Genomic DNA, 22,049 nt, shown 5'->3' with positions numbered 1-22,049 from the left:
TTGGGTAATAAGGGCGGGAAGAAGACATTCGCTGCAGGTGCGACAAACCAACTTCGCACACGTCAGAGCGGACATTGATTTATCGAAGGCGAATGTGATGTTTCTATAGCCGTAGTCGTCTGAGCTCTGCATCTCCCCATAGTCTATTATTCCAAGGATGAGTCCCGATCAGTGGTCTCAGTTTCCGGTCTTTACTCGGTTTGAACACCAAAATCACCAGCTGGCCGAGATATACTGAGTTTCCATAAACTCTAGCATACCTTCATGGCCGCCCTCTCGCCCTAGGCCGGATTGTTTAACACCGCCAAATGGCGCCGCCGGGTCGCTTACTAACCCGCGATTGAGGCCGACCATGCCGTATTCCAATCGCTCGCAAACCTGTAGCGCGCGCTTGAAATCATCTGAGAAGACGTAAGCCACAAGACCGTATTCGGTGGCGTTGGCTCGGCGGAGGACATTTTCTTGGTCGGTGAAGGTCTGAATGGCAGCGACGGGTCCGAAAATCTCATCATTCACACACTTGGCACTTTCCGGAACATTAGAAAGAACGGTTGGAGGATAAAAGAATCCAGGCGCATCAGGCGTGGTACCCCCGCACTCGATACGAGCCCCTTTCGCAACTGCGTCAGCAACAAACCCGGCCACTTTGTTGCGGGTATCGGCATTGACCAGTGGACCAACGTCGACGGAGGGATCGGTGCCGTCCCCGACCTTCAACGCGGACATTTCTTTCGATAGGCGCCTCGTAAACTCCTCGGCGAGGTTTGCATGCACGTATATCCGGTTGGCCGCCGTACAGGCTTCGCCCAGATTGCGCATCTTGGCCAGCATGGTGCCCTCGATTGCCGTTTCCATGTTGGCATCTTCCAGAACAATAACGGGCGCATTTCCCCCGAGCTCCATCGCTGGTTTCAACACCTGATCAGCGGCGCCCTTCAGAAGTTTCCGTCCAACACCCGTTGATCCGGTAAAGCTGACCACGCGCACGCGCGGGTCGTGCATCATGTGATCAACCAAGGCACCCGTGCGCCGCGATGGTAGAACATTAACCAATCCCGGTGGCACACCAGCCTCTTCCAGAAGGGGCATCAAGGCCAGCATGGTCAGAGGGGTCTCGGACGCGGGCTTGATGATTACCGCGCAACCTGCGGCCAGGGCCGGCGCGATCTTGCGGGTGCCCATGGCAGCGGGATAATTCCAAGGGGTCACCAGCACGGCCAGACCCGCGGGCTTATGTTGCACTATGATCCGGGCACCGGAACTGGGGGCATGAGTTATCATACCATCCGCCCGCACGGCTTCTTCAGCGAACCAACGGAAGAATTCTGCGGCGTAGGTGGCCTCGCCAATCGCATCTGCCCTGGCTTTGCCATTCTCCAGCGTGATCAGATGCGCAAACTCTTCCAACCGGTCTGACATCAGCTCCCAGGCTTTGCGCAAGACCTCGGACCGCGCCCGGGGTGTGCGGGCAGACCAATCGGCCATGGCAGTCTCTGCAGCATCCAGCGCTCTGTCTGCATCCGCGATTTCGGCGGAGGCGACCGAGGCCAGGACCTGTTCTGTAGCCGGGTTGATCACATCAAATCGCTGACCCTCGGATCCTGGGTGCCATTGGCCGTTGATGTATAGATCGGTGTTTTTCATGTGGGGTCCATTTCGGTCAAAGCAGGTGGAGCAAAGGATTGGCCAGCCGTTCGGAAAAACCTGAGATAAGGGTTATCGCGGTGGCGTCGTCCATCTGGTCAGCGGTGAATTCAAGGCTGAGGCGCAAGGTATCGTTGTCGCTTGCGATACTCAGGATTGGAGCCTCAACCGGGCCAAGCCGCAGCCCGGTTATCGGGCTGTCAGTCAAGTCCCTCAAAACCAAATCCGCCTTCTCGTCGGGGCTTTCCAACTGATGAAGAAGGCGGGTTTTGTCAGGGTTCTTGTAAGTGGTCGTGGTACCGATCAGGTCCGAAACGGCAATCGCCAAATCCAAGCTTTCGGGCAAGGCGGAGCGCAGTGCCCCGGCGGCAATGCTGACCCAAAGCGCCGATGGAGCAATGGTTATTCTGCCGTCTTCCAGCATCCAGCTTAGGAAATCATCCGTGCCGGACCGGGGAACGCTGGCGGTGATCTGCATCAGATGGCTTGTGGGCGGCGAATTGCGGTTGCTCTCGGGCAGGTTTCGAAGGATTTCAATATCGGCAACATGATAGGGTTGCGGATGTCCGGCCGATACCAGCCGGTTCAAATCCAACCCTTCAGCAAAGGCAACGCGGCGCGCCTTGGGCGAGGCCAGAATGCGCCCGCTCTCTGTCATAGTCTTTTGATTTGGTTCAGCGGATCGCTTGTCATCGAACGGTGAAGGAATTGCCGAGACGGTCTCTTTGGCGACAGTAGGCTGCACGGGGGTATCAACCGGATCGCTGGACGCTGGTGGCGGGCCGCTGCCTTCGGCCGTGTCCGATATATATGCGATGACCTGCCCTACCGGCACCTCTGCTCCGGCTTCGGCGGTAATGTTGGTCAGATAGCCATCGACGGGCGCTTCGACCTCCATGGTCGATTTATCAGTCTCCACCTCGAACAGCGGATCACCGGCGCTGACCGCCTCGCCCGGCGCTTTCAGCCAATTCACCAAAAGACCGATGTCCTGCGCCATGCCTAAGGCTGGCATGATCACCTCATGTGGCATGGAACATTTCCCCTGACATGAGTTTACGCGCGCTTTCGGCGACGCCTTCCGGGGTCGGAACGGTTATGTCTTCCAAGGCGGGCGAGAACGGCACAGGCACATCCATGGCCCCCATCCTCAGCACTGGCGCATCCAAGTGGTAGAATGCTTTTTCGTTGATACGGCTGGCGATTTCGCCCGTGACGCCATAGCTTTGATGCCCCTCATCAACCACGATTACACGGCTGGTCTTGCGAGCAGATGCCAACAGTGTTTCTTCATCCAACGGGACGATTGTGCGCGGGTCGATCACCTCGGCTGAAATCCCTTCGGATGACAATATGTCGGCGGCGTTTTCGCAGACCTGGACCATCGAAGACGTCCCAATCAGGGTTATGTCGGTGCCCGAACGTTTCACGTTGGCTTCACCGAAAGGGATAAGGAATTCCTCTTCCGGTACTGGCGCCTTGTCGTTGTACATCAGCTTGTCTTCGAAGATCACAACTGGGTTGTTGTCGCGAATGGCGGTTTTCAGCAGCCCTTTGGCCTCGTAGGCCGAAGACGGTAAAGCCACTTTCAAGCCCGGTATATGGGCCACAAGGGCGTGCAGGGATTGCGAATGTTGGGCAGCGGAGCGTCGGGTCGCCCCCAGATTGGTACGCAGGACCAAAGGCGCGTTCATCTTGCCGCCAGACATATAGTGGGTCTTTGCGGCCTGATTACACAGCTGATCCATCACCAGAAAGAGAAAATCGCCGAACATCAAATCGACAATGGGGCGGGTCCCGGTCATTGCGGCACCGACAGCCAGCCCCATGAAACCCGGCTCTGCGATTGGCGTGTCCACCACACGATCTGTTCCAAATTCCTCAACCAGACCAGACAGGATCTTGAACGGTGTTCCCGCCTCGGCCACATCTTCACCAATTATGAAAGTCGTGGGGTCGCGACGCATTTCTTCGGCCAACGCTTCGTTTACGGCCTGAGACAGGGTTATCTCTCGCATAGTCTTCTCCTCAGGCTAGGGCGTTTTTGACGTCAGTAAAGACATGCATATCGACCTCGGATACGTCCGGGTAGTCTGCGTTCAATGCATAGTCGACGGCCGCTGCAGCTTCGGATTTAATTTTGGCATTCATCGCCTCAATTTCATCTTCCGAGGTGATACCCTCGGCGACCAGCCAGGACCGGAACCGCGTGATCGGATCACGGTTTTCCTTCCAGTCCTTTTCTTCTTCTTTGGAACGGTAGTACTCGCGGTTGATATCGCCCACATGGTGGCCGTGATACCGATAGGTCATCAGTTCGATAAAGAAGGGCCCTTCGCCCCGACGCGTGCGCTCTACCAGTTTCTGCGTCAGCTCATTCACCGCCAAGACATCCTGCCCATCGACCTGATGGGCCTCGATCCCAAAGGCTTCGGCCCGCGCCGTGATCGAGCCTGCAGCGATTTCCTCGGTGCGTGTGTATTCTGAATACCCGTTGTTTTCGCAGGCATAAATGACCGGCAACTTCCACAGCGCGGCCATATTCATGACCTCGTACATCAAGCCCTGCGCCGTAGCACCATCGCCAAAGAAACAGACGGTGACGTCATCCTTGTCCAGCAGTTTGGCGGAAAAGGCGGCCCCGGTAGCGATGCCCATTGACCCGCCGACAATCGCGTTTGCACCAAGGTTCCCATTGGATTGATCGGCGATATGCATGGACCCGCCCTTGCCACGGCAATAGCCTTCCTCTTTGCCCAACAACTCGCAGAACATCTCTTTGAAATTTGCGCCCTTGGCGACGCAATGGCCATGACCACGGTGGGTCGAGGTGATCTTGTCGGTTAACCGCAACGCCTCGCAAATTCCAACCGCTACGGCCTCTTCGCCGGAATACATATGGGTTAGCCCCGGCATTTTGGCCGACAGATACAGTTGGTTGGCATTGTCTTCGAATGTCCGGATGCGAACCATCTGGGCGTACATGCGCAGATAGTCCTGGGTGTTGGTTCTTGCGACGCTCATAGCGAACTTTCCTAATGGGTAAGACCGGCCCTTGTCGGGGCCGTATCGATCCGCGTCAGTAGCGGTTGGCGATTGGCAATTCCTCGGCCGGGAACAGGCTGATCACCTCACAACCGGTTTCTGTCACCACGACCTCTTCTTCGATCCGCGCGGCAGAGTATCCGTCGGCGGCCGGGCAATAGGTCTCAAGCGCAAACACCATCCCGGTCTTGATCTCCATCGGGTGATCAAGGCTGACCGCGCGACTGATGATGGGCCGCTCATGCAGCGCCAGCCCAAGCCCGTGACCGAATTGCAGGCCAAACGCAGACGCTTCATCCGGGAATCCGAACTCTTCCGCCTTGGGCCAGACGGCAGCAACCTTGTCAGTGCTGACGCCCGGCTTGATCATCGAAATCGACGCATCGATCCATTCGCGCGCTTTCACATAGGCGTCGTTTTGGGCGGGCGTTGAGCGACCAATGTTGAACGTTCGGTAATAGCAAGTGCGATATCCCTGATAAGATTGCAGAATATCAAAAAAGGCCTGATCGCCGGGGCGGAACAACCGGTCCGTGAAATTATGAGGATGCGGGTTGCAGCGTTCGCCGGAAATGGCGTTGATCGCCTCGACGTCGTCGCTGCCCATCTCATAAAGCATCTTGTTGGAGAGGGCGACGATGTCGTTTTCGCGCACGCCCGGTTTCAGCTCTTCATAGATCATGTGATAGACGCCATCGACCATCGATGCCGCCTGCGTCAAAAGCTGGATTTCATCCCAGTTCTTGATCTCACGAGCGGCCAGCATGATCTGTTGGCCGTCAACCACGTTGATGCCTTCAGCCTTGAGCGCCTCGAACATCGCCGTTTCCGCATAGTCCACCCCGACAGGCATGTCGGCCATCCCGGCATCCCGGATCAAACCCGCGATCTCTTTGGCGTATTTGCGCATCAATCCGAACTCTGGCGGGATGGTCCCTCGCATGCCCACGACGCCGGCACGGCAATGATCCGGCACCAGCCAATCCGAATATTTCTTGTGATGCATCGCGGCGGACCCGAAGTCCCAGACATATGGGGCGTCATCACCGGTCAGCAGGCAAAAGCGACACATCTTGTCGCGTTCCCATTCGCCTATCTTGGTGGATGACACGTAGCGGATGTTATTCACATCAAAGAGCAGAAGCGTACCGGCATTCGAAGCGATCAATGCCTCACGCGTACGAGCCAGGCGATAGCGACGCAGTCGATCATGATCGATCCTGCGCTCAAAATCGACCGATGTATGGCCCCAGGCTGGCAGTCGCCCTTCCCATTGCCAGTTGGGTTCAAGATCCTGCGGGGTCAGCAGGTTGGGCATTAATGCTCTGGACATATCGGCTCCTCAAGGCGGTCGAGCCACCTGTGTTTCATTTGGATTTTCTGCAAAATTGCGGCGTTACTGAATGCACCAGCCGCCGTCGATATGGATCATCTGACCGGTCATATAGTCGCTGTCATCGCTCGCCAGGAACGACGCGGTGCCGACAATGTCATCGGGGTATGACACGCGCTTAACCTGAAGGGCATCGCGGACGATGTCTTCATAGGCTTGCCCTTCACGTTCCTTGAACCCGATATCGACAAGGTCCTTGTCGAGCTGTTCCCACAGCGGAGTAACGACCACCCCTGGCGCATATCCGTTGACGGTGATGCTGTGCTCGGACAATGCGACGGCGCCGCAATGCGTCAGGGCCAGGCAGCCGTATTTCGACGTGCAATATACCGTCACATCCACAAGCGGTTTACGCGAGGCAATCGACCCCACGTTGATGATCTTGTAGGGATGGCCTTCCATCGGGCCTTGTTTGATCATTTGGCGCGCAGTTTCCTGCATGCCCAGCCACATCGCCTTGGTGTTGACGTTCATGATCATGTCCCAGTTGTCTTCATCAATATCCATGAAGAACCGAGGCTTGTTGAGACCTGCGTTAAACAGACCCACATTGATGCTGCCAAAGGCATCGACTGTCGCGGCAACGGCTGCGGCGTTGTCCTCGCGTTTGGTCACATCCATTTTTACCGCAATCGCCTTGCCTTTGCCGCTGGCATTGATGCCATCCGCGACTTTTTCCGCCTCAATCTGGTCAAGGTCCCCGATACAGACATTGGCACCCTGAGAGGCAAAGCTTTCGGCATTGGCCTGACCCATGCCGCGGGCGGCACCAGTAATCAGAATATTCTTACCTTTCAGGCGATTGGGGTCCATGATCTTCTCCTTGGAGTTCTAACTTCGTCGCTTGTTTTCAAGCGTTGCGTCGGCTCGGGTCTGCGCGCGATACAAGGCCTCTTTCGGGGGGACCATTCCACGCAGCATGTCGTGCAGTTCTTCGCCGCAGATGCGGATAACGTCGCTGATCTCGGGCACTGGTGGGCGTGGCCAAAACTGCAGTTCATCCCGCCAGGACATCGCGTCCACCGCCTCAAAGATTGGTGAGGATCGCCGCACCTCGGGGTCGGCCCCGACCGAGTAGCGCGGGTTGGTCCGGCTCCCGTTCTGGACGTAGAGTTTTTGTGCCTCGGGAGAGGTGAAGACCCGCAGCGCTTCTGCTGCCGCCGCGCGGCGTTCTGGTGGTAGGTTGGACGGGATGCCCATCACATAGCCACCAACCGGGGCCACCTGTGTGGCGCCAAGACCGGCGGGATGCGGAAGCAGACCGGTTTGCCCGAACGCGGGCGAGGACGGGTCGCTTTCAAAATATGGCGCCAGCAGAGTGTAGCCATAGGCCATCGCCACCTTGCCCGCCGCATAGGGACGGATCCGTTCATACCACGACATCGACAGGATATCGGGCGGCGAGTATTTCAGAAGCTCCATCAGATACTCAGCGGCGTGCAGACCGGCAGCTGTGTCGATGGTGAATTTGTAGGTGTCGTGATGCAGGTTTTCAGTGTCAAAACCGCCGGCAATTTCGTCCAGATCGACGATCGGTTGCCCGAAATCCGAAAGCGTCGTTAAGAATGTATGCCCAAGAGCAGTTCCGCGTGCCGCGTTCCAGGCGATGCCATATCGCCCATGCTGCGGATCGTGCAGTGCCTGCGCGGCCGTCAGCAGTTCATCCGTGGTCGCAGGGGGTTCCAGCCCTGCTTCGGCGAACTGATCGCGTCGATAAAACAAAAGCTCTGGCGTGGTCTGGGCGGGGACACCATATGCTTTGCCAGCCCAATGCGCCGCTTTCCAGCCAGCAGTATGGAAGTCGGCCGGATCTAGTACCTCCAGATCCATCACCTCTTCCAACGGCAGCAAAACGCCCTTCTCGACGAACTCACCGATCCAGGGCAGATCAACGGCGATGATGTCATAGCGGCTGGTCGGGCGTTCTGCGTTCTTCAGGGCTTCTTCGCGCAGACGGTCGATCGAAAACGCACGTTGCTGAATGGGTGATCCAATCACCTGTTCAAACTGACGCTTAAGCGTTTCCATCACCATGAAAGTCGGGTCGCCATGGACAAGAACACGAACGCCACCGGCAAGTTTCAGGGGCTCTCCGAGCACCTGCAGCGGTGGGATCGACTTGGTCGCCATATAGGATCCACCGAAGTAGTAGTCGGTGGATTCGGGGCGTTTTTCACTCGCTCCGAATTCAAGCTCGGCCAGACGCCGAATGCGCGTCGAGAGCTGCATCCATCCATCAAGAAGATGCTCGCTGGGATGAAGAGAGAAGCTTTTGCCCGAGCTGGTGCGCGGGCGCTGTTCGATCAGACCCTTCTCGATCATCTCCTTAACTCTGCGCGACGCTGTGGCATAGGGAATATGAGAGGCCGAGATGAGTGACGTCGGCGTGACGGTTTTTCCCTCGAAATGGTTGCGGATCAGAAACAGGGACATCAGGAAGAACGGGTTCGGGGCAAACGCCTCGATCACGTCTTCCAACTCTTCGCAAAAACTCTCAAGGAACGAGACAACCTGAAGCATTTCAGTCTTGTCCTGATGAAAACCTTGCTGAAATGTCGAAGCTGAGCCGTCCATGGGTTTGTACCGCTTTGCACCCTTTTCAGGAGTTGGCGCCGGGCTCGACGCTGGATTGTTCGATTTGGACAAATTCGATTCGCTCATATTGCCCTCCCCCTCAAAATGTTCAGAATGATCGTGGTGCAGTATTGCTTAGATATCCGTTCTGGATACCACGATTCTCAATATGGATATTTTCGAGGGCTGTTAGCTTTGCGGATTTCGCCAACCTGTCGGGGCTAATCCGCTCAGAGGATAATGATTCCCGCAGAGGAAAGACGGGAGTTGGCAAGACAAAGAAGTTACCCGGGAGGAAACCGAATGAATATCCGCAAAACTCTTGTTGCGACCACCGCCCTGACCCTGACTGCCTTCGGCGGGGCCGCACTGGCCGAGACAAAGACCATTGGCATTACGCAGAACAATGTAGGCGTCGACAGCTACCAGACCACTTACGAAAAAGCCTTTATTGCCGCAGCCGAAGCAAACAGCGATGTTAATGTCGTTGTCTTGGACGCGGGCGGCGACGTTGCGCGTCAGATCGCCCAAATGGAAGACCTGATCCAACAGGAAGTCGACGCCATCATTATCTGGCCAACCAATGGCGAGGCCGTGATCCCTGCGGTGCGCAAGGCCCACAAAGCCGGTATTCCTGTCATCGTCACCAATTCAAACATCGCCGAAGCTGGCTTTCCGTTCGTCTCATCCTTCTCGGGGCCTGACAACATCACACAGGGTTCGCGTTCCGCAGAAATCATATGCGACAAGTTCAAGGATATGGGCATCGAGAATGAGGCGCGCGTCGTTCAGATCTCAGGTCAGCCCGGATACACAACGGCCATCGAGCGCCAAAAGGGCTTTGATGACCGCCTGCCGGAAGTCTGCCCCAATGTAACGCTGGTGGAAACGCAGCCGGGCGACTGGAATCGTGAGAAATCCCAGAAAGTCATGGAAGCCTTCCTTGTAAAGTACGATGATATTGATGGCGTCTATTCCGGTGATGACAACATGGGTGTTGGTGCACTGAACGCAGCAAATGCGGCAGGTCGCGAAGGCATTATCTTTGTCGGCGCGACCAACTTTGCCGTCGGGTATGAGGCAATGGGCCGTGGCGAATACTGGGGATCTATCTACCAGTCGCCTGTTGACGATGCCGAGGCCGCGTTAAAGACAGCAATAGAAACGCTTGATGGCAAGGAATTGCCATTCCTGAACTACTTCGACACGCCGAAGATCACTCAGGACAACATGGGCGATTATACCAAGCCCGTATTCTAAAGTCTCTCCCCAGATGCGTGGAGCCCCGGTGGGCTCTGCGCATTTTTGTCACTTTAAGAGAATAGGGAGGAACCCATGGGGCGGGTCTCTGGACGTTCCTGTATTGTCACAGGGGCAGCTCAAGGTATCGGACGCGCCATCGGTGAGGCGCTGTTGGAAGAAGGCGCAGATGTCTGCTTTGCCGACATAAACGCAGACAAGGTGGCCGAGGTCGCCGCCGAGAACCAGCATCGCGCCAAACGTCATGGTGGCCAGGTCACTCATGCTGCGGTCGACGTGACCGACCGCCAGCAGGTCCGCGCGATGATTGATCACACCGTGGGATTGTTTGGAAAACTGGATGTGAAATTCAACAACGCCGGTGTCAACAAGCCGATGAATTTCCTCGATGTGACAGATGAGAACTGGCAATTCATCATGGGAGTAAACGGGTTGGGATGCATGATCGGTATACAAGAGGCCGCGCGGCAAATGATTGCGCAGGGCACCGCTGGAAAGATCATCAACACCGCCTCCATTGCCAGTCGGCAAGGGTTTGACAATGTGGCACCCTATTGTGCCTCGAAATGGGCTGTTGTTTCGCTGACCCAGTCTGGTGCTCGGGATTTGGCAAAGCATGGTATCACGGTGACGGGATTTGCGCCGGGTGTGGTCGCGACGGAAATGTGGGATGAGGTCGATCGCGACCTGATGGAGATCGGGGCAGCCGAACGGCCAGGGCAGGCAATGGAAGAGTTTTCGGCAGAGATATTGCGCGGACGTGTTGCGCAGCCCGAGGATATCACCGGAACGACGACCTTCCTTGCGTCATCAGACAGTGACTACATGACCGGCCAGATCGTGATGATCGATGGTGGAATGACGCTGGTTTGACAACCGCGTGCGCTGCAGGCGCAAGAATACGCTCCGGCATGACGGAGACAGGGAGAACGGGATGGTGCAACTAAGGAAATCCGACATCGGAGGCATATTGGCCCGGCAGGGCATTCTTGTGGCCTTCGCAGTGTTTATCATCGGATTTACGTTGGCGAACCCAAGGTTTCTGGACCCAGACAACATCATGGGCGTCATCCGTTCTTCTGCCATTCTGGGCGTGATGGCGCTGGGTGTGACCTTCGTTGTGATCAGCGGCAATCTTGATCTGTCGGTTGGCTCGATGATGTCTTTCTCGACCATTGTTGTGCTGGATCTTCACGACAAGATCGGGCCAGCCCTGGCGATCCCTTCAATGTTTGCCATGACGATGTGCCTAGGGGCGCTGATCGGGTTTCTTGTCGGTTACCTCAAGCTGAATTCTTTGATTGTGACGCTTGGTATGTTGTCCGCCATCCATGGGCTGACGCTCACGTATTCCGGCGGCAAAAACATGGATATCGCCGATAAGGAAGGGACCTGGTTCAGCGTGTTTGGTCAAGGCGATGCGCTGGGAATTCCTGTGCCAATTCTGCTATTCGTATTGCTTGCTTCCTTCTTGGGAATTGTCCTGGCCAAAACGCCCTTTGGCCGCAAGGTCTATGCTGTGGGCGGCAATGGCGTTGCCGCGACCTTTTCAGGCATCCGTCGGGCGCGGGTCGTGTTCGCCTGCTACCTCGCTTCGTCATTTTGTGTGGCGACAGCTGGCCTTATTCAGGCAAGCCGTTCAATGGGCAGCCAGAACACTGTGGGGCAAGGGCTAGAGCTTGAGGTGCTGGCGGCAGTGATCCTTGGCGGGGCATCTTTGTTGGGCGGGTCCGGAACAATCTTCAAGACCGTCATCGGAGTCCTGATGCTTGGGTTTATCCAGAACGGGCTGTTGCTCGTCGGTCTTCAATTCTACGTCCAATACGTCGTGACCTGGGTGATCATCATTCTGGCAGTCTGGCTCGATATTGCGGCCAAACGCGGCAAGCTTTGGTCACCGATCGCGTAAGGGAAACGGATACATGCAAGCTGGTACTCTGAGCACTTTCCTGAAGCGCGGCGCCATATGGGGTTTTATCCTGTTCGAGCTGATCTTTTTCAGCATCGCGGGTGAATTCATGTCGCTCAGCGACAAGGCCTTCATGGATCTCGACAACATGCTGTTGCTGTTCAAACAATCCGCCCCAATTGGGATCATTGCGATGGGTATGACCATCGTCATGATTAACGGCAATATTGACCTCAGCGTCGGGGCAACCTTTGCACTATGTGCCATCGTCCTGCTGGACAGTCTGACCTGGCCGGTATTCGCAGGTTTAGGCGATTGGGTTATCCCAATCTCGTGGTGTCTAGCCTTGCTTACCGGGATTGTTCTGGGCGCCATCAACGGTGTGATCGTCTGGAAGACCGGGGTAGATGCATTCATCGTGACCTTGGGTTCGATGCTTGGCTATCGCGGCTTGGTTTTCATGTACAACGGCGAGCAACCGACAAGTCAGCTGAACTGGACATTGGTCGATTTTGCCGAGGCCCAGTTTCTTGGCCTGCACACCGCCACGTGGTTCCTGCTGGCCGTGACCTTGGTGATCTGGTTCATCATGACCCGCACCATCCACGGGCGCAACGCTTATGCCATCGGCGACAACCGCGAAGCGGCGGTGAATGCGGGTATCCGGGTCGGAGCCCATATGATGATCAATTTCATGATCATCGGGTTTTTGGCGGCCCTGTCAGCTGTTGTGTTCTATTCCGAAAGCGGGTCGGTCAATCCAAATGACGGCGAGCTGTACGAGCTGTGGATCATCACGGCTGTTGTCCTGGGTGGCACCAAGCTAACGGGCGGAGCGGGGTCTGTTGTGTCGACCTTTGGCGGCGTGTTGGCAATCCAGCTGTTGCGCAAAGGACTTGGCCATATCGGGGCCGATACGTCGACCGTCAATTTGGTGATCGGCCTCATCCTGATTGCGGTGCTGTATCTGGATAAGCAGCTAAACCGCAAAGGTGCCGAGGAGTTGAAGATATGACCGAACACACACCGGCCCTGCGTCTTGAGGGGATCGTGAAAACCTTCCCCGGGGTTCGTGCGCTTGATGGGGTCTCATTTGCGGTCATGCCGGGCGAAGTCCATGCGCTGATGGGTGAAAACGGCGCTGGAAAGTCAACGCTGATGAAAGTTCTGGGGGGCATTTATCAACCAGACGACGGCCAGATCCTGATTGCGGAAACACCTACGATCATGGCGTCCCCATTGGAGGCTAAGGCCATGGGTGTTGTATTCATTCATCAAGAACTCAGCCTCGCAGATGAACTGTCCGTGGCCGAGAATGTGTATCTGGGAGAGCTGCCTCGCAAATCTTACGGGCGGGTCGATTGGGAGGCGCTCTATGCCAATACCGCGAAAATTCTGGATCGGCTAAAGGTCGGGTTCACGCCGAAAACCCTTGTCGGCGAGCTGTCGATTGCGAACAAGCAAATGGTCGAAATTGCCCGCGCCCTGACGGTTGATGCAAAGGTTGTGATATTCGACGAACCCACCGCGTCACTGACCGACACCGAAAAAGACGTGCTGTTCGAGGTGATCGCGGACCTCAAAGCACGGAATGTGGGCATCATATATATCTCCCATCGGATGGAGGAAATTTTCCGGATCACAGACCGGGTCAGCGTTCTGCGCGATGGGCAACATACCGGTACCGCGATCACTGCTGACACAGATGAAGAAGCCGTCACCCAAATGATGATCGGGCGTAAGCTGGACCTGTCCCGCAACGTTTCGCACCACGAACTTGGGGACGTGGCCCTGGAAGTGCGCGATCTGAGTTGCGGCGACCTTTATCGAAACGTGAGTTTTCAGATCCGACGCGGGGAAGTTGTCGGGTTTTATGGCCTCGTCGGAGCGGGCCGCACCGAGATCGCCGAAACCCTGTTTGGTCTGCGCGATCCGTCTGCTGGGCAAATCTTGATTGATGGTCAGGAGATACGCATTCAAACGCCTTCGGATGCGATTGAGAAGGGCATTTCACTGGTTCCCGAAGATCGTAAAGGTCAGGGATTGGTGCTGGGCATGAACTGCCGGGATAACATGTCTCTGCCGCAAGTGGATGATTTGAAGGCGGGGCCATTTGTGGCCGAAGGGGCCGAAATCGCGATATTTGACCAATACCGTGATCGTCTGGATATCAGAACCCCGGGGTGGAAGCAGCTTGTAGGCAATTTATCAGGGGGCAATCAGCAAAAGATCGTAATTGGCAAATGGCTGTCCATGCATCCCAATGTCCTAATCGTTGACGAGCCGACACGCGGCATTGACGTCGGTAGCAAAGCCGAGATTCACAACCTGATCCGCGACCTTGCCGCGCAGGGTTATGCGGTGATTGTGATCAGTTCAGAAATGCCGGAAGTCCTTCATGTTTCGGATCGGATCTACGCCATGTTCCAGGGGCAAATCACGCAAGAATTCACTTCTGAGGCAGTAACCGAAGACAGTCTGGTGCGCGCGATCTCGGGCCTTGCTGATACCGGCTCGCCGCAGGTCGCGTGATGAAGGTTGGTTTTGCAGGACTGGGACGCATGGGGCGGAGGATGGCGGCAAATTGCGCCCAAGCGGGTCATGACCTGACTGTCTGGAACCGCAGCAAGGGTCCAGCACAAGCCTTTGTCCAAACCGTTGGCGGTCGCATTGCGGCCACTCCGGCAGAGTTGTCGGGCCTTTCTGGGGTCGTAATATCCATGCTGGCCGACGATACAGCCGCCCGGGCCGTATACTTTGGGGATGACGGGCTGATCACCGCTTCGGGCGCACCGGTCCTGGTCGAGATGGGCACCATGAGCCCTGCCTTGGTCGCAGAGATCGCCGAGGCCGCCGAGGCGGCAGGAAAACGCTTTATTGACGCGCCGGTTTCCGGGGCCACCAACGCCGCCGAAGAGGCCTCACTTTTGATCATGGCTGGCGCTGACGCTTCTGCCGGCGCGCTGCTGTCTCCGCTCTTTGATGCAATGGGGCGCAAGACCATTTGGCTGGATCAGGTCGGCGCGGGTGCCGCCATGAAGCTGGCCGTGAATTTGCTGATCCACGGGATGAATCAGACAGTCTCAGAGGCGCTCTGTCTGGCCGAGAATGCAGGTATCGCGACCGAACGCGCATTCGACGTGATCGAAAACTCAGCCGCTGCTGCGCCAATGCTGAAATTTCGCCGCCCGATTTACCTGGACGAAACAAACCAGGACGTGACCTTTACGGTCGCCCTGGCGCGTAAGGATGTCGGTCTGGCATTGGATCTAGCTGAGCAAGTCGGCGTACCGATGCCGCAGTCCGAGATCACCTTTCAGGTTTTGAAAGACGCCGAAGCGCAGGGCTTCGATATCCGCGACATGGCGTCCATCTTCAACTACATGCGAGGAAAACCCGAATGAAAGCCGCACTATTTGTTGGTGGATGGGAAGGCCATGCCCCCACGCAATTCAGCGATTGGTACGAAGCGCTATTGAAGGAAAACGGGTTCGAAGTCGATGTCTACGACACGCTGGAACCGCTGGAGAACCCAGACGAGCTGGCTGATCTGGATCTGATCACACCAATCTGGTCTTCGGCCCGGTCGGGTCACAAAGACAAATACGGGAACATGACCAAACCGCAGGAAGATGGGCTTTTGAAGTTGATCGGTGATGGGTGCGGGCTGGCCGGATGGCACGGCCATATGGGCGATGCATTCCGCGACCGCCCGACCTATCATTTCCTGATCGGCGGCCAGTTCGTCGCCCACCCCCCAGGGTGGCCAGACAACCTGCAGCCGCGTGAGGACTACATTGATTATGATGTTACTATCTGCAAACCGGATGACCCGATCGTCAATGGGATCAAGAGTTTTCGACTAACAACCGAGCAATACTATATGCTGGTCGATCCTTCCAACGAGGTATTGGCAACGACGACCTTCTCAGGTGACCATCTGTGGTGGATCGAAGGAACGGTCATACCGGTGGTCTGGAAGCGCCGCTGGGATAACGGCCGTGTGTTTTATTGCTCAATCGGGCATGAATTGGACGACTTGAAACACCCTCAGGTTACCGAGATTATTCGTCGGGGTGCCATTTGGGCTGCTAAAGAAAAATAACTCCCAATTGAGATTTGTTCACTAAACCAAGACTGCAGCTGTTGTTGCCAATTTAACGATTTTTCGTATCCGAGACGTTGCGACATCGACCAACGCCTGCTTTGGGGATACGACAATGCAGAGGCGGATCTACTTGCGAAAGTCAGCTTTGGGCCGCGAGTTACAACACACTCTGGAGCTGGCGATGTACCAGAAATCGGACAATGCTGTCACTCTGTCGCAAGTTGAAATTTGAGGAAGGTCGCCCCGTCATAGTCGACTTCGCCAACCCGCCAAGCACCAAGTCTGTCGAGTGCCCGCAGGTTCGTGCGTGACGGTGGTAAAAGAAAGGTCACATACGGGATGCGTTCATCGGAAATTGCAAAGTCGATCGCCTTTCGCGAGATGCGCGGCCCGAGGCCAAACGTGTCGGGCCGCAAGACCAGTCCGAAATCCCACTCGGCTCCTTCTTTTTGAAATCCACCCCAGCCGACATATCGGTCATCGGACAAGAATGCCCAATGTCCAAGTCCGTCACGGTGCCAACACTCTTCCTTTTTGGCGACAAACCGCGCCACTGTCTCGGCATTCCAAGTAAATCTCAGAAGCGGCATATGCTCGGCGACACGAGGGTCGGACATGTGCGCTAAGATTTCGGTTGGGTCGATTTCCGACAATCGGACGAATTTTATTTCAGATCTCATTGCGGCGTCTTTCGATGTGCTCGTCTCTCATTGTCCGCTGGACGCGATATTTCAACAGCCAACTCTTTGCCTGCTGTCACGCTGGGACATACGCATTCAGTTTGTTGCCATCCAGATCCCGGAAATACCCTCCGTAGAAACCATGATCTCCGCTTGTGCCGGGGGGTCCCTCATCTGTTCCGCCAAGTTCGAGGCACTTGGCGTGAAGCGTATCGGCGGCTTTTCTGTTGGTCATTTTCAAAGCGACCATCACCCCGTTTCCAACGCTTGCCGGTGCCCCATTGAATGGACAAGCAAGGCATAACGCAGGCTCGGCCCTTGAGCGGCCCCATGCGGCCATATCGCCGTGTTTCCAAAGACGGTTTGCGCCCACGCTCGAAAACAAGGCGTCGTAGAATTTCAGCGCGGCCTCGAAGTTGTTGGTTCCGAGGGTAACATATCCGATCATGCTTGATCTCCGTAATTCTGTGGTCGTCATTTTCAACTTTAAGCCCGGCTACAAAGACCCCTGGGTTGCTGCGCCAGACCGCCTAGCAAGTAAGGTCGAGGCCGGACCATGGCTCGGAATTGCCCGCACTTCAAAATTTTCGAAACGCTCGATTGCCTGCATCAATCGGGAGCGGGACATAAATCGGCCGGTCCCGCGAAACAAAAGCGCCTGGCGCATGAGGCTGCCGGCAAGACCACGGGCAGGCTCATCCGCGCAAAACGCGAGACAAAGCGCGCCGCCGGCTCGAACAACCCTGCAAAGCTCACTCAAAGCCAGGTGGGGATCGGGGACGGTTTCCAAAGCCCAAGCACACGTCACAAGATCGAACGTGCCATCTTCAAACGGCAGGAACTCCAACCGTCCTTGTATCTTCGGCACAGGAATGTCGGCGCAGCGTGCAAGCATCGCTGCGGACGGGTCGAGAAGGGTCATCAAATTCGGCGGCATGCCCTCCGCGATCAGTCTACGTGCCAGGTTGCCGGTGCCGCAGCCAGCATCCAAAAGCCTCGAATTCGGCGTCGCAAGTGCACGCACCAGACCTTCCAGGGCGGCCTGCGCCTCGCCGCCTGCATGACGCAGCCAGCGATGATGAAGTTTGTCGTAGCGAGGTGCGAGCTTGTCATAAAGATCAAACGCATCGTCTAAAGGCGTTTCTTCCAACATCTATTTGGTCCTATTATTCATTCATCGTGTCCGCGGTGCGCGCACGTTTTTTACGGAGAACTTGCGTCGGATTGCGGCGCGGTGTGTTCGTTCTCGGGCCACGTCCATGCGGTCCAGAGAATTGCGATTAGAGCCACGATCTCGATGACGAGGTGGAAGGTGTCATCCATGTCGGTGGGGGCCGAGGAAAGGAGCGTACCGGTTGTGACGATCGCTGCAAGAAAGGTGACAGGGCGACCAATCCTGCGGGTTAGCAGGAGCGAAAAGAGCACCATCGCAATCGGCACTTGGACGAGGAAACCGCCCAAAAGCATCAGCCCTTCGGTGATCTCGATGCCGTTGTAATGGCCTGTCAGCAGCATCTCGATATGGGACGCGAGGACAAACTGGTGAATATCGCGAAAGATGATGTTGAGCAGTATGAACAGCCACAGGGCCGACAGAAGAATACGGGGATCGAGCCGTCTCATTTTGGTGTCTTCTTTTTGTGTTTCTGGAGTTTGCCGGTATCAGGTCGAGAGCACGACCGGGTTCAGATCACCGCGCCGGATGTGCGCGTTGCAAAGGCGCGGCGGATAAGGAGTTCCGCAATCGCAAGGTTGATGGCCCACGCCCCAACCATCAGGAGGTCTCGCGAAAACCCCTGCAGTTCGGTGTCAAAGAGGGCCATTGCGACCAGAAAGAGCGCGGTTTGCGTTGAGGCCCCTTGGCCGATGGCATAGGCGCGCAGCATCGCGGCGCGGTGCGCGGCGACGTTTCGCGACCGGATCGCGACGATGGCCCATGCGATGAGGGTGACCATCGCGAGGCCGAGCGTGACCCTTGCCCCGTAAAGTACTGGTCCCTGCAGGGCATCGGGAAATGCGTAGAACACGGTCATCCAGAGCCCGGTTAGTGCGCTGATGCATCCCGCTGCCGCCACAATCCGCCCGAGGGTCCTGTGCAGGGCCGAGCGGTAGCGCCTCAGGCTCGGCAGGAATTGCACAGCCCCCACAAGGCAGAAAACTGAACTGCCGAGGATATGCAATGTGATCGGGAGGGGATCGAACACCGCACGCGGGTTCGGCGGGATGATCGCCCGAGCGCCGAGAAGTTCCGGAAGCCGGACCAGCCCTACGACTGCCGGAATGAAAGAGTAGAGGAACACGAGGGCAAGGAACGCCCATTCGCGACGGCTGATAAAGTGCATGCTTCGGTCTCTCAGAATAAGGCGTCGGTCTGCCTCAGGCGGGCTTGCGCGCGACGATAAAGGGGCTCAGTCGGTTCTTTCCGAAGTACCGCGTCTGCTCGATTTCGAACCCGGCGCGGATCAGGTGTCGGGTCAATTCAGCGCGACTCAAGATGATCACATTAGGCGCGATCCGCGCGGCCATGAGCACGCGAACCATGGCTCGCATCCAGCGCGGCGCGTCCTTCAGACAAACCGTCTTTGATATGAAGTGACCGCCGGGTTTCATTTGGTGGAATGCTGCATCCAGTACGGTGGGTATGTCGTCCACCAGGTGAAGCAAGCTGAACGCGCAAATGGCGTCGAACGGTTGGCTAGGAATGTGTTGCGCCGCCTCCGCCTGAAGAAATTCTGGTGTTCCCGCGGCATCGCCACCTGATCGTGACCGGGCGATCCGGATCATCTCGGCAGAGAGGTCGGTTGCGGTCACATGAGCGACGACAGGCGCGATCTTCCTGGCTGTGCCGCCTGTGCCGCAGCCGATTTCAAGAACGCGATCGGTCGATCGAAGAAGCGCAGTGACGCATTCCAGCTTTTCTTCGTAGGCGGTGACATCGGCAATAGGTTTCTTGGCGTACTTGGGCGCATGCCGGTCCCAGAAGGCTTGGGCAGTCATGTCGGTTTCCTTTGCGCGTTGCACTTCAGGTTTGAAGCGGCGCGGATGCGCCAGTCGTAAGAAACTGCGGAATGCATTGTGTCGCTTTCGATTGCAGAGACCGGGCCGATCTCGTTTCGCATCCGGTATCATCCATGCGCTCATAAAAGGTCGATTGCTTAAATTCGTCCACCTGCTATACGCTCATGAATGAACTGGCAGGCCGTTTCCTTCGATTGGAACCAGGTACGCGCCTTCCTCGCGACAGCGGAGGAAGGCTCGTTCAGCGGCGCGGCGCGCGTGCTGAAGACAACGCAGCCGACGATAGGGCGGCAGATCGGTGCGTTGGAGGAGGCACTTGGCGTCACGTTGGTAGAACGCAGCGTCCGTGGTCTTACCTTGACGGAAGCAGGGCGCGACCTGATTGATCACATGCGCACGATGGGCGAGGCTGCGACGCTCATCTCGATGGTGGCCGACGGTAAATCTCAGGATGTCACCGGAGAGGTCACGGTCACGGGAACGGACCTCTTGTCAGCAGCGATCCTGCCGGGCGTGCTCAAGCCGCTGAGACAGATGGCGCCGGGCATCCGCGTCCGCATTCTCGCGTCGAGTGAGATGCAGAATTTGACGCAGCGCGAGGCAGACATCGCGATACGCCACGTCCGCCCAGATCAGCCGGACCTGATCGCACGGCACTTGGGCGACTTTCGCGCCACTCTCTATGCCGCGACCGACTATCTCGATCGTGCAAGCCGCCCACGGACACCGCGCGATGTGGCTGCACTCGATTTCGTCGGCAATGCCGACCCCGAGAGGCTAATGGCCCCACTGCACAACATGGGCGTGCCCGTTCGCGCAGAGAGCTTCGTGATGTCGAGCGAGAGCGGTGTCGTCGCATGGGAATTGGTGAAAGCGGGCTACGGCGTCTCTATGCAGCCCGAAACGTTGGGCGAGGCTGAATCTGGCATAGAGAAGGTCTTGCCGGATTTCCCTTCGCTTGAGTTTCCAATCTGGCTGGTCACCCATCGGGAGTTACAGACCAGCCGTCGTATCCGGATCGTATTCGACCTGCTGGCCCGGGGTCTGTCAGACGTTGCGAAGCGCCGAAGTGGTGGCGATTAACAGGTGCAAAAGCGCCGAACCCGGAGCAAGTAAGGTCGCGTGGCAATAGTTGAAGCTGCGCTTGCACGAGTTCGTTTTGTCCGATGAGTGTACGTTAATGTTGGAAATGCTGCGCAATCGATCAACTTCCGCTTTGGGGAAGCTGCAATGCGGCAACTTATCTCGCGATGAACGGCTGGTTTGGGCCGTCCTCATCGGCGCAATCTGGGGCTGGACCCAAAAAATGCTGCGCTAGCCCCGATGGCCGCTCAGAGCCCAATGTACCGGATGCTGCGTTGCGCACGAACGTCCGCTCGGTCAGAATGGCGCGAAAATCGTGAGTAAGAAAAAGGGGCCTTGGCAAGGGATTAGTGTCGCGGGTTTTTCATGCGGTTGTTGTGACTTGAGCGAGGTGGCATATTCGTCGCATGCTGCGTTTCATTGCCAATTTTTGTGTAGTTCTGTTTCTCACCATTTTTACCCAAATTGGAGGGCTAGCGTGGCTAATCGCGCTTCTCTTCCGCAATAGAATAATCTCGTTCCTTCTGGCCTACGCAGCTTTGACGACAGCGGCGATCTGGATTGCACCAAACTTTGGCCGAGTAGCATTGAATTGCTTCGATAACGGCTCGCTTCAGGTGCAAAGCTGGATGTATTGTGCGCTCAATCGTAACTACGTGGCCCCGGAACTGAGAGACGTACTTATTGAGGCCGCCGAAGAACTGGATCGACAGTATCCCGGCACAGAAACGCTGGTGCTCGACGCTAATTTCCCATTTCTCAATGGGTTTCCTTTGCTGCCGCATCTATCTCATGACGATGGCGACAAGGTTGATCTTGCGTTATTTTACCGCGACGAAACAGGTTATCTGCCCGGTGCAACTCGATCACCGATAGGGTATTTTGCGTTCGAACCCGGCCCGACCGATTGCACGCCAAGATGGCCAACTCTCAGATGGGACTTTGGTCTTATTCAACCACTTTGGCGCGATTATGAGCTCGATGGAGCACGCACAGCTACAGTCTTGCGAATTCTATCAAACGACGAACGCGTCGGAAAAACCTTCATAGAACCGCACCTTGTTCAGTCGCTGCGTGTCGCCCACCCGCGTATTAGGTTTCAAGGGTGCAGAGCGGCACGGCACGACGATCATATTCACTTTCAACTATGACAGCAGGCCGAAATTCATGCGCCACTGTCGCTTGGGAACGCGATTGTTCTTGACCAACGCCGGTTCCTATAGCCGTCATTGGCGCAGCCGCAGCGAAAGCGGGCTTTGTCCGCGTCTTGCCAGTTCGTGCGCCGCGCCGCGAAAGGCGCTCCATCGCGAAACGGTCGTTCATGGATCTCGCGGC

The 22,049-nt window shown here is 56.5% G+C and carries 23 protein-coding genes; 10 read left to right on the top strand and 13 right to left on the bottom strand.

The features are described 5' to 3' along the window. Positions 1-213: 213 nt before the first annotated feature. The 7 genes from AC2FH9_RS04935 to AC2FH9_RS04905 form a co-directional block, all read right to left on the bottom strand. The gene (locus AC2FH9_RS04935; protein WP_496870995.1) at positions 214-1,644 is read right to left on the bottom strand and encodes an NAD-dependent succinate-semialdehyde dehydrogenase; all 1,431 of its coding nucleotides are present in this window, start codon (positions 1,642-1,644) and stop codon (positions 214-216) included. A 16-nt stretch (positions 1,645-1,660) separates the two neighbouring features. Then, positions 1,661-2,677, bottom strand: coding sequence for a biotin/lipoyl-containing protein (locus AC2FH9_RS04930; protein WP_496870994.1), 1,017 nt, complete (start codon positions 2,675-2,677; stop codon positions 1,661-1,663). Then, the gene (locus AC2FH9_RS04925; protein ID WP_496698163.1) at positions 2,667-3,662 is read right to left on the bottom strand and encodes an alpha-ketoacid dehydrogenase subunit beta; all 996 of its coding nucleotides are present in this window, start codon (positions 3,660-3,662) and stop codon (positions 2,667-2,669) included. The genes AC2FH9_RS04930 and AC2FH9_RS04925 overlap by 11 nt, the downstream gene beginning before the upstream one ends. A gap of 10 nt (positions 3,663-3,672) precedes the next feature. Next, positions 3,673-4,668 (bottom strand): thiamine pyrophosphate-dependent dehydrogenase E1 component subunit alpha, encoded by a 996-nt coding sequence (locus tag AC2FH9_RS04920; RefSeq protein ID WP_496870993.1) that lies wholly within the window; start codon positions 4,666-4,668, stop codon positions 3,673-3,675. A 55-nt stretch (positions 4,669-4,723) separates the two neighbouring features. Further along, positions 4,724-6,022 (bottom strand): M24 family metallopeptidase, encoded by a 1,299-nt coding sequence (locus tag AC2FH9_RS04915; RefSeq protein ID WP_377191444.1) that lies wholly within the window; start codon positions 6,020-6,022, stop codon positions 4,724-4,726. A gap of 63 nt (positions 6,023-6,085) precedes the next feature. Beyond that, positions 6,086-6,895 carry an SDR family NAD(P)-dependent oxidoreductase gene (locus tag AC2FH9_RS04910; protein ID WP_496870992.1) on the bottom strand — a complete coding sequence of 270 codons (810 nt, stop codon included), beginning with the start codon at positions 6,893-6,895 and terminating at the stop codon, positions 6,086-6,088. An 18-nt stretch (positions 6,896-6,913) separates the two neighbouring features. Beyond that, entirely contained in the window at positions 6,914-8,656 is a 1,743-nt protein-coding gene (locus tag AC2FH9_RS04905) for an extracellular solute-binding protein (protein WP_496871035.1), read from the bottom strand. A gap of 303 nt (positions 8,657-8,959) precedes the next feature. Here AC2FH9_RS04905 and AC2FH9_RS04900 point away from each other — a divergent pair, with 303 nt between their 5' ends. The 7 genes from AC2FH9_RS04900 to AC2FH9_RS04870 all read left to right on the top strand — a co-directional run bounded on the left by AC2FH9_RS04900 (position 8,960) and on the right by AC2FH9_RS04870 (position 15,930). Beyond that, positions 8,960-9,916, top strand: coding sequence for a sugar ABC transporter substrate-binding protein (locus AC2FH9_RS04900; protein ID WP_496698169.1), 957 nt, complete (start codon positions 8,960-8,962; stop codon positions 9,914-9,916). Positions 9,917-9,991: 75 nt separating this feature from the next. Continuing rightward, positions 9,992-10,789 (top strand): SDR family NAD(P)-dependent oxidoreductase, encoded by a 798-nt coding sequence (locus AC2FH9_RS04895; protein ID WP_496870991.1) that lies wholly within the window; start codon positions 9,992-9,994, stop codon positions 10,787-10,789. Between the two features lie 61 nt (positions 10,790-10,850). Next, on the top strand, positions 10,851-11,825 hold the full coding sequence (locus AC2FH9_RS04890) for an ABC transporter permease (protein WP_496698173.1): 975 nt from the start codon (positions 10,851-10,853) through the stop codon (positions 11,823-11,825). A gap of 13 nt (positions 11,826-11,838) precedes the next feature. Next, positions 11,839-12,840, top strand: a complete 1,002-nt coding sequence (locus tag AC2FH9_RS04885; RefSeq protein ID WP_377191439.1) for an ABC transporter permease — start codon at positions 11,839-11,841, stop codon at positions 12,838-12,840. Beyond that, on the top strand, positions 12,837-14,357 hold the full coding sequence (locus AC2FH9_RS04880) for a sugar ABC transporter ATP-binding protein (protein ID WP_496698175.1): 1,521 nt from the start codon (positions 12,837-12,839) through the stop codon (positions 14,355-14,357). Before AC2FH9_RS04885 ends, AC2FH9_RS04880 begins: the two co-directional genes overlap by 4 nt. Next, positions 14,357-15,229, top strand: coding sequence for an NAD(P)-dependent oxidoreductase (locus tag AC2FH9_RS04875; protein ID WP_496698177.1), 873 nt, complete (start codon positions 14,357-14,359; stop codon positions 15,227-15,229). Before AC2FH9_RS04880 ends, AC2FH9_RS04875 begins: the two co-directional genes overlap by 1 nt. Beyond that, positions 15,226-15,930: a ThuA domain-containing protein gene (locus AC2FH9_RS04870; protein ID WP_496698179.1), complete on the top strand. Its 705-nt coding sequence runs from the start codon at positions 15,226-15,228 to the stop codon at positions 15,928-15,930. The genes AC2FH9_RS04875 and AC2FH9_RS04870 overlap by 4 nt, the downstream gene beginning before the upstream one ends. Before the next feature lie 209 nt (positions 15,931-16,139). Here the strand turns inward: AC2FH9_RS04870 and AC2FH9_RS04865 are convergent, their stop codons facing one another. The 6 genes from AC2FH9_RS04865 to AC2FH9_RS04840 form a co-directional block, all read right to left on the bottom strand. Further along, positions 16,140-16,613 carry a GNAT family N-acetyltransferase gene (locus AC2FH9_RS04865; protein WP_010443838.1) on the bottom strand — a complete coding sequence of 158 codons (474 nt, stop codon included), beginning with the start codon at positions 16,611-16,613 and terminating at the stop codon, positions 16,140-16,142. Between the two features lie 76 nt (positions 16,614-16,689). After that, positions 16,690-17,061: a VOC family protein gene (locus AC2FH9_RS04860; RefSeq protein WP_496870990.1), complete on the bottom strand. Its 372-nt coding sequence runs from the start codon at positions 17,059-17,061 to the stop codon at positions 16,690-16,692. Between the two features lie 48 nt (positions 17,062-17,109). Beyond that, entirely contained in the window at positions 17,110-17,766 is a 657-nt protein-coding gene (locus AC2FH9_RS04855; protein WP_496870989.1) for a methyltransferase domain-containing protein, read from the bottom strand. A gap of 50 nt (positions 17,767-17,816) precedes the next feature. Then, positions 17,817-18,236, bottom strand: a complete 420-nt coding sequence (locus tag AC2FH9_RS04850; protein ID WP_010443833.1) for a DUF6326 family protein — start codon at positions 18,234-18,236, stop codon at positions 17,817-17,819. Positions 18,237-18,298: 62 nt separating this feature from the next. Then, on the bottom strand, positions 18,299-18,955 hold the full coding sequence (locus tag AC2FH9_RS04845; RefSeq protein ID WP_010443832.1) for a DUF2306 domain-containing protein: 657 nt from the start codon (positions 18,953-18,955) through the stop codon (positions 18,299-18,301). 34 nt (positions 18,956-18,989) lie between these two features. Next, on the bottom strand, positions 18,990-19,610 hold the full coding sequence (locus tag AC2FH9_RS04840) for a class I SAM-dependent DNA methyltransferase (RefSeq protein ID WP_496698892.1): 621 nt from the start codon (positions 19,608-19,610) through the stop codon (positions 18,990-18,992). Positions 19,611-19,799: 189 nt separating this feature from the next. Here AC2FH9_RS04840 and AC2FH9_RS04835 point away from each other — a divergent pair, with 189 nt between their 5' ends. From AC2FH9_RS04835 to AC2FH9_RS04825, 3 genes are all read left to right on the top strand, one after another. Beyond that, complete coding sequence (locus AC2FH9_RS04835; protein ID WP_171329874.1) at positions 19,800-20,714, top strand: LysR family transcriptional regulator; 915 nt, start codon at positions 19,800-19,802, stop codon at positions 20,712-20,714. Between the two features lie 97 nt (positions 20,715-20,811). Continuing rightward, a complete protein-coding gene (locus tag AC2FH9_RS04830; RefSeq protein WP_496870988.1) occupies positions 20,812-20,949 on the top strand; it encodes a hypothetical protein in 138 nt (45 codons plus the stop codon). A gap of 172 nt (positions 20,950-21,121) precedes the next feature. Beyond that, entirely contained in the window at positions 21,122-21,865 is a 744-nt protein-coding gene (locus AC2FH9_RS04825; protein WP_496774785.1) for a hypothetical protein, read from the top strand. Positions 21,866-22,049 lie beyond the last annotated feature (184 nt).

Source organism: Ruegeria sp. CDSC081 (assembly GCF_059610485.1).
Note: the sequence above shows the minus strand (reverse complement) of the source record. Positions and strands in the feature narration are given on the sequence as shown.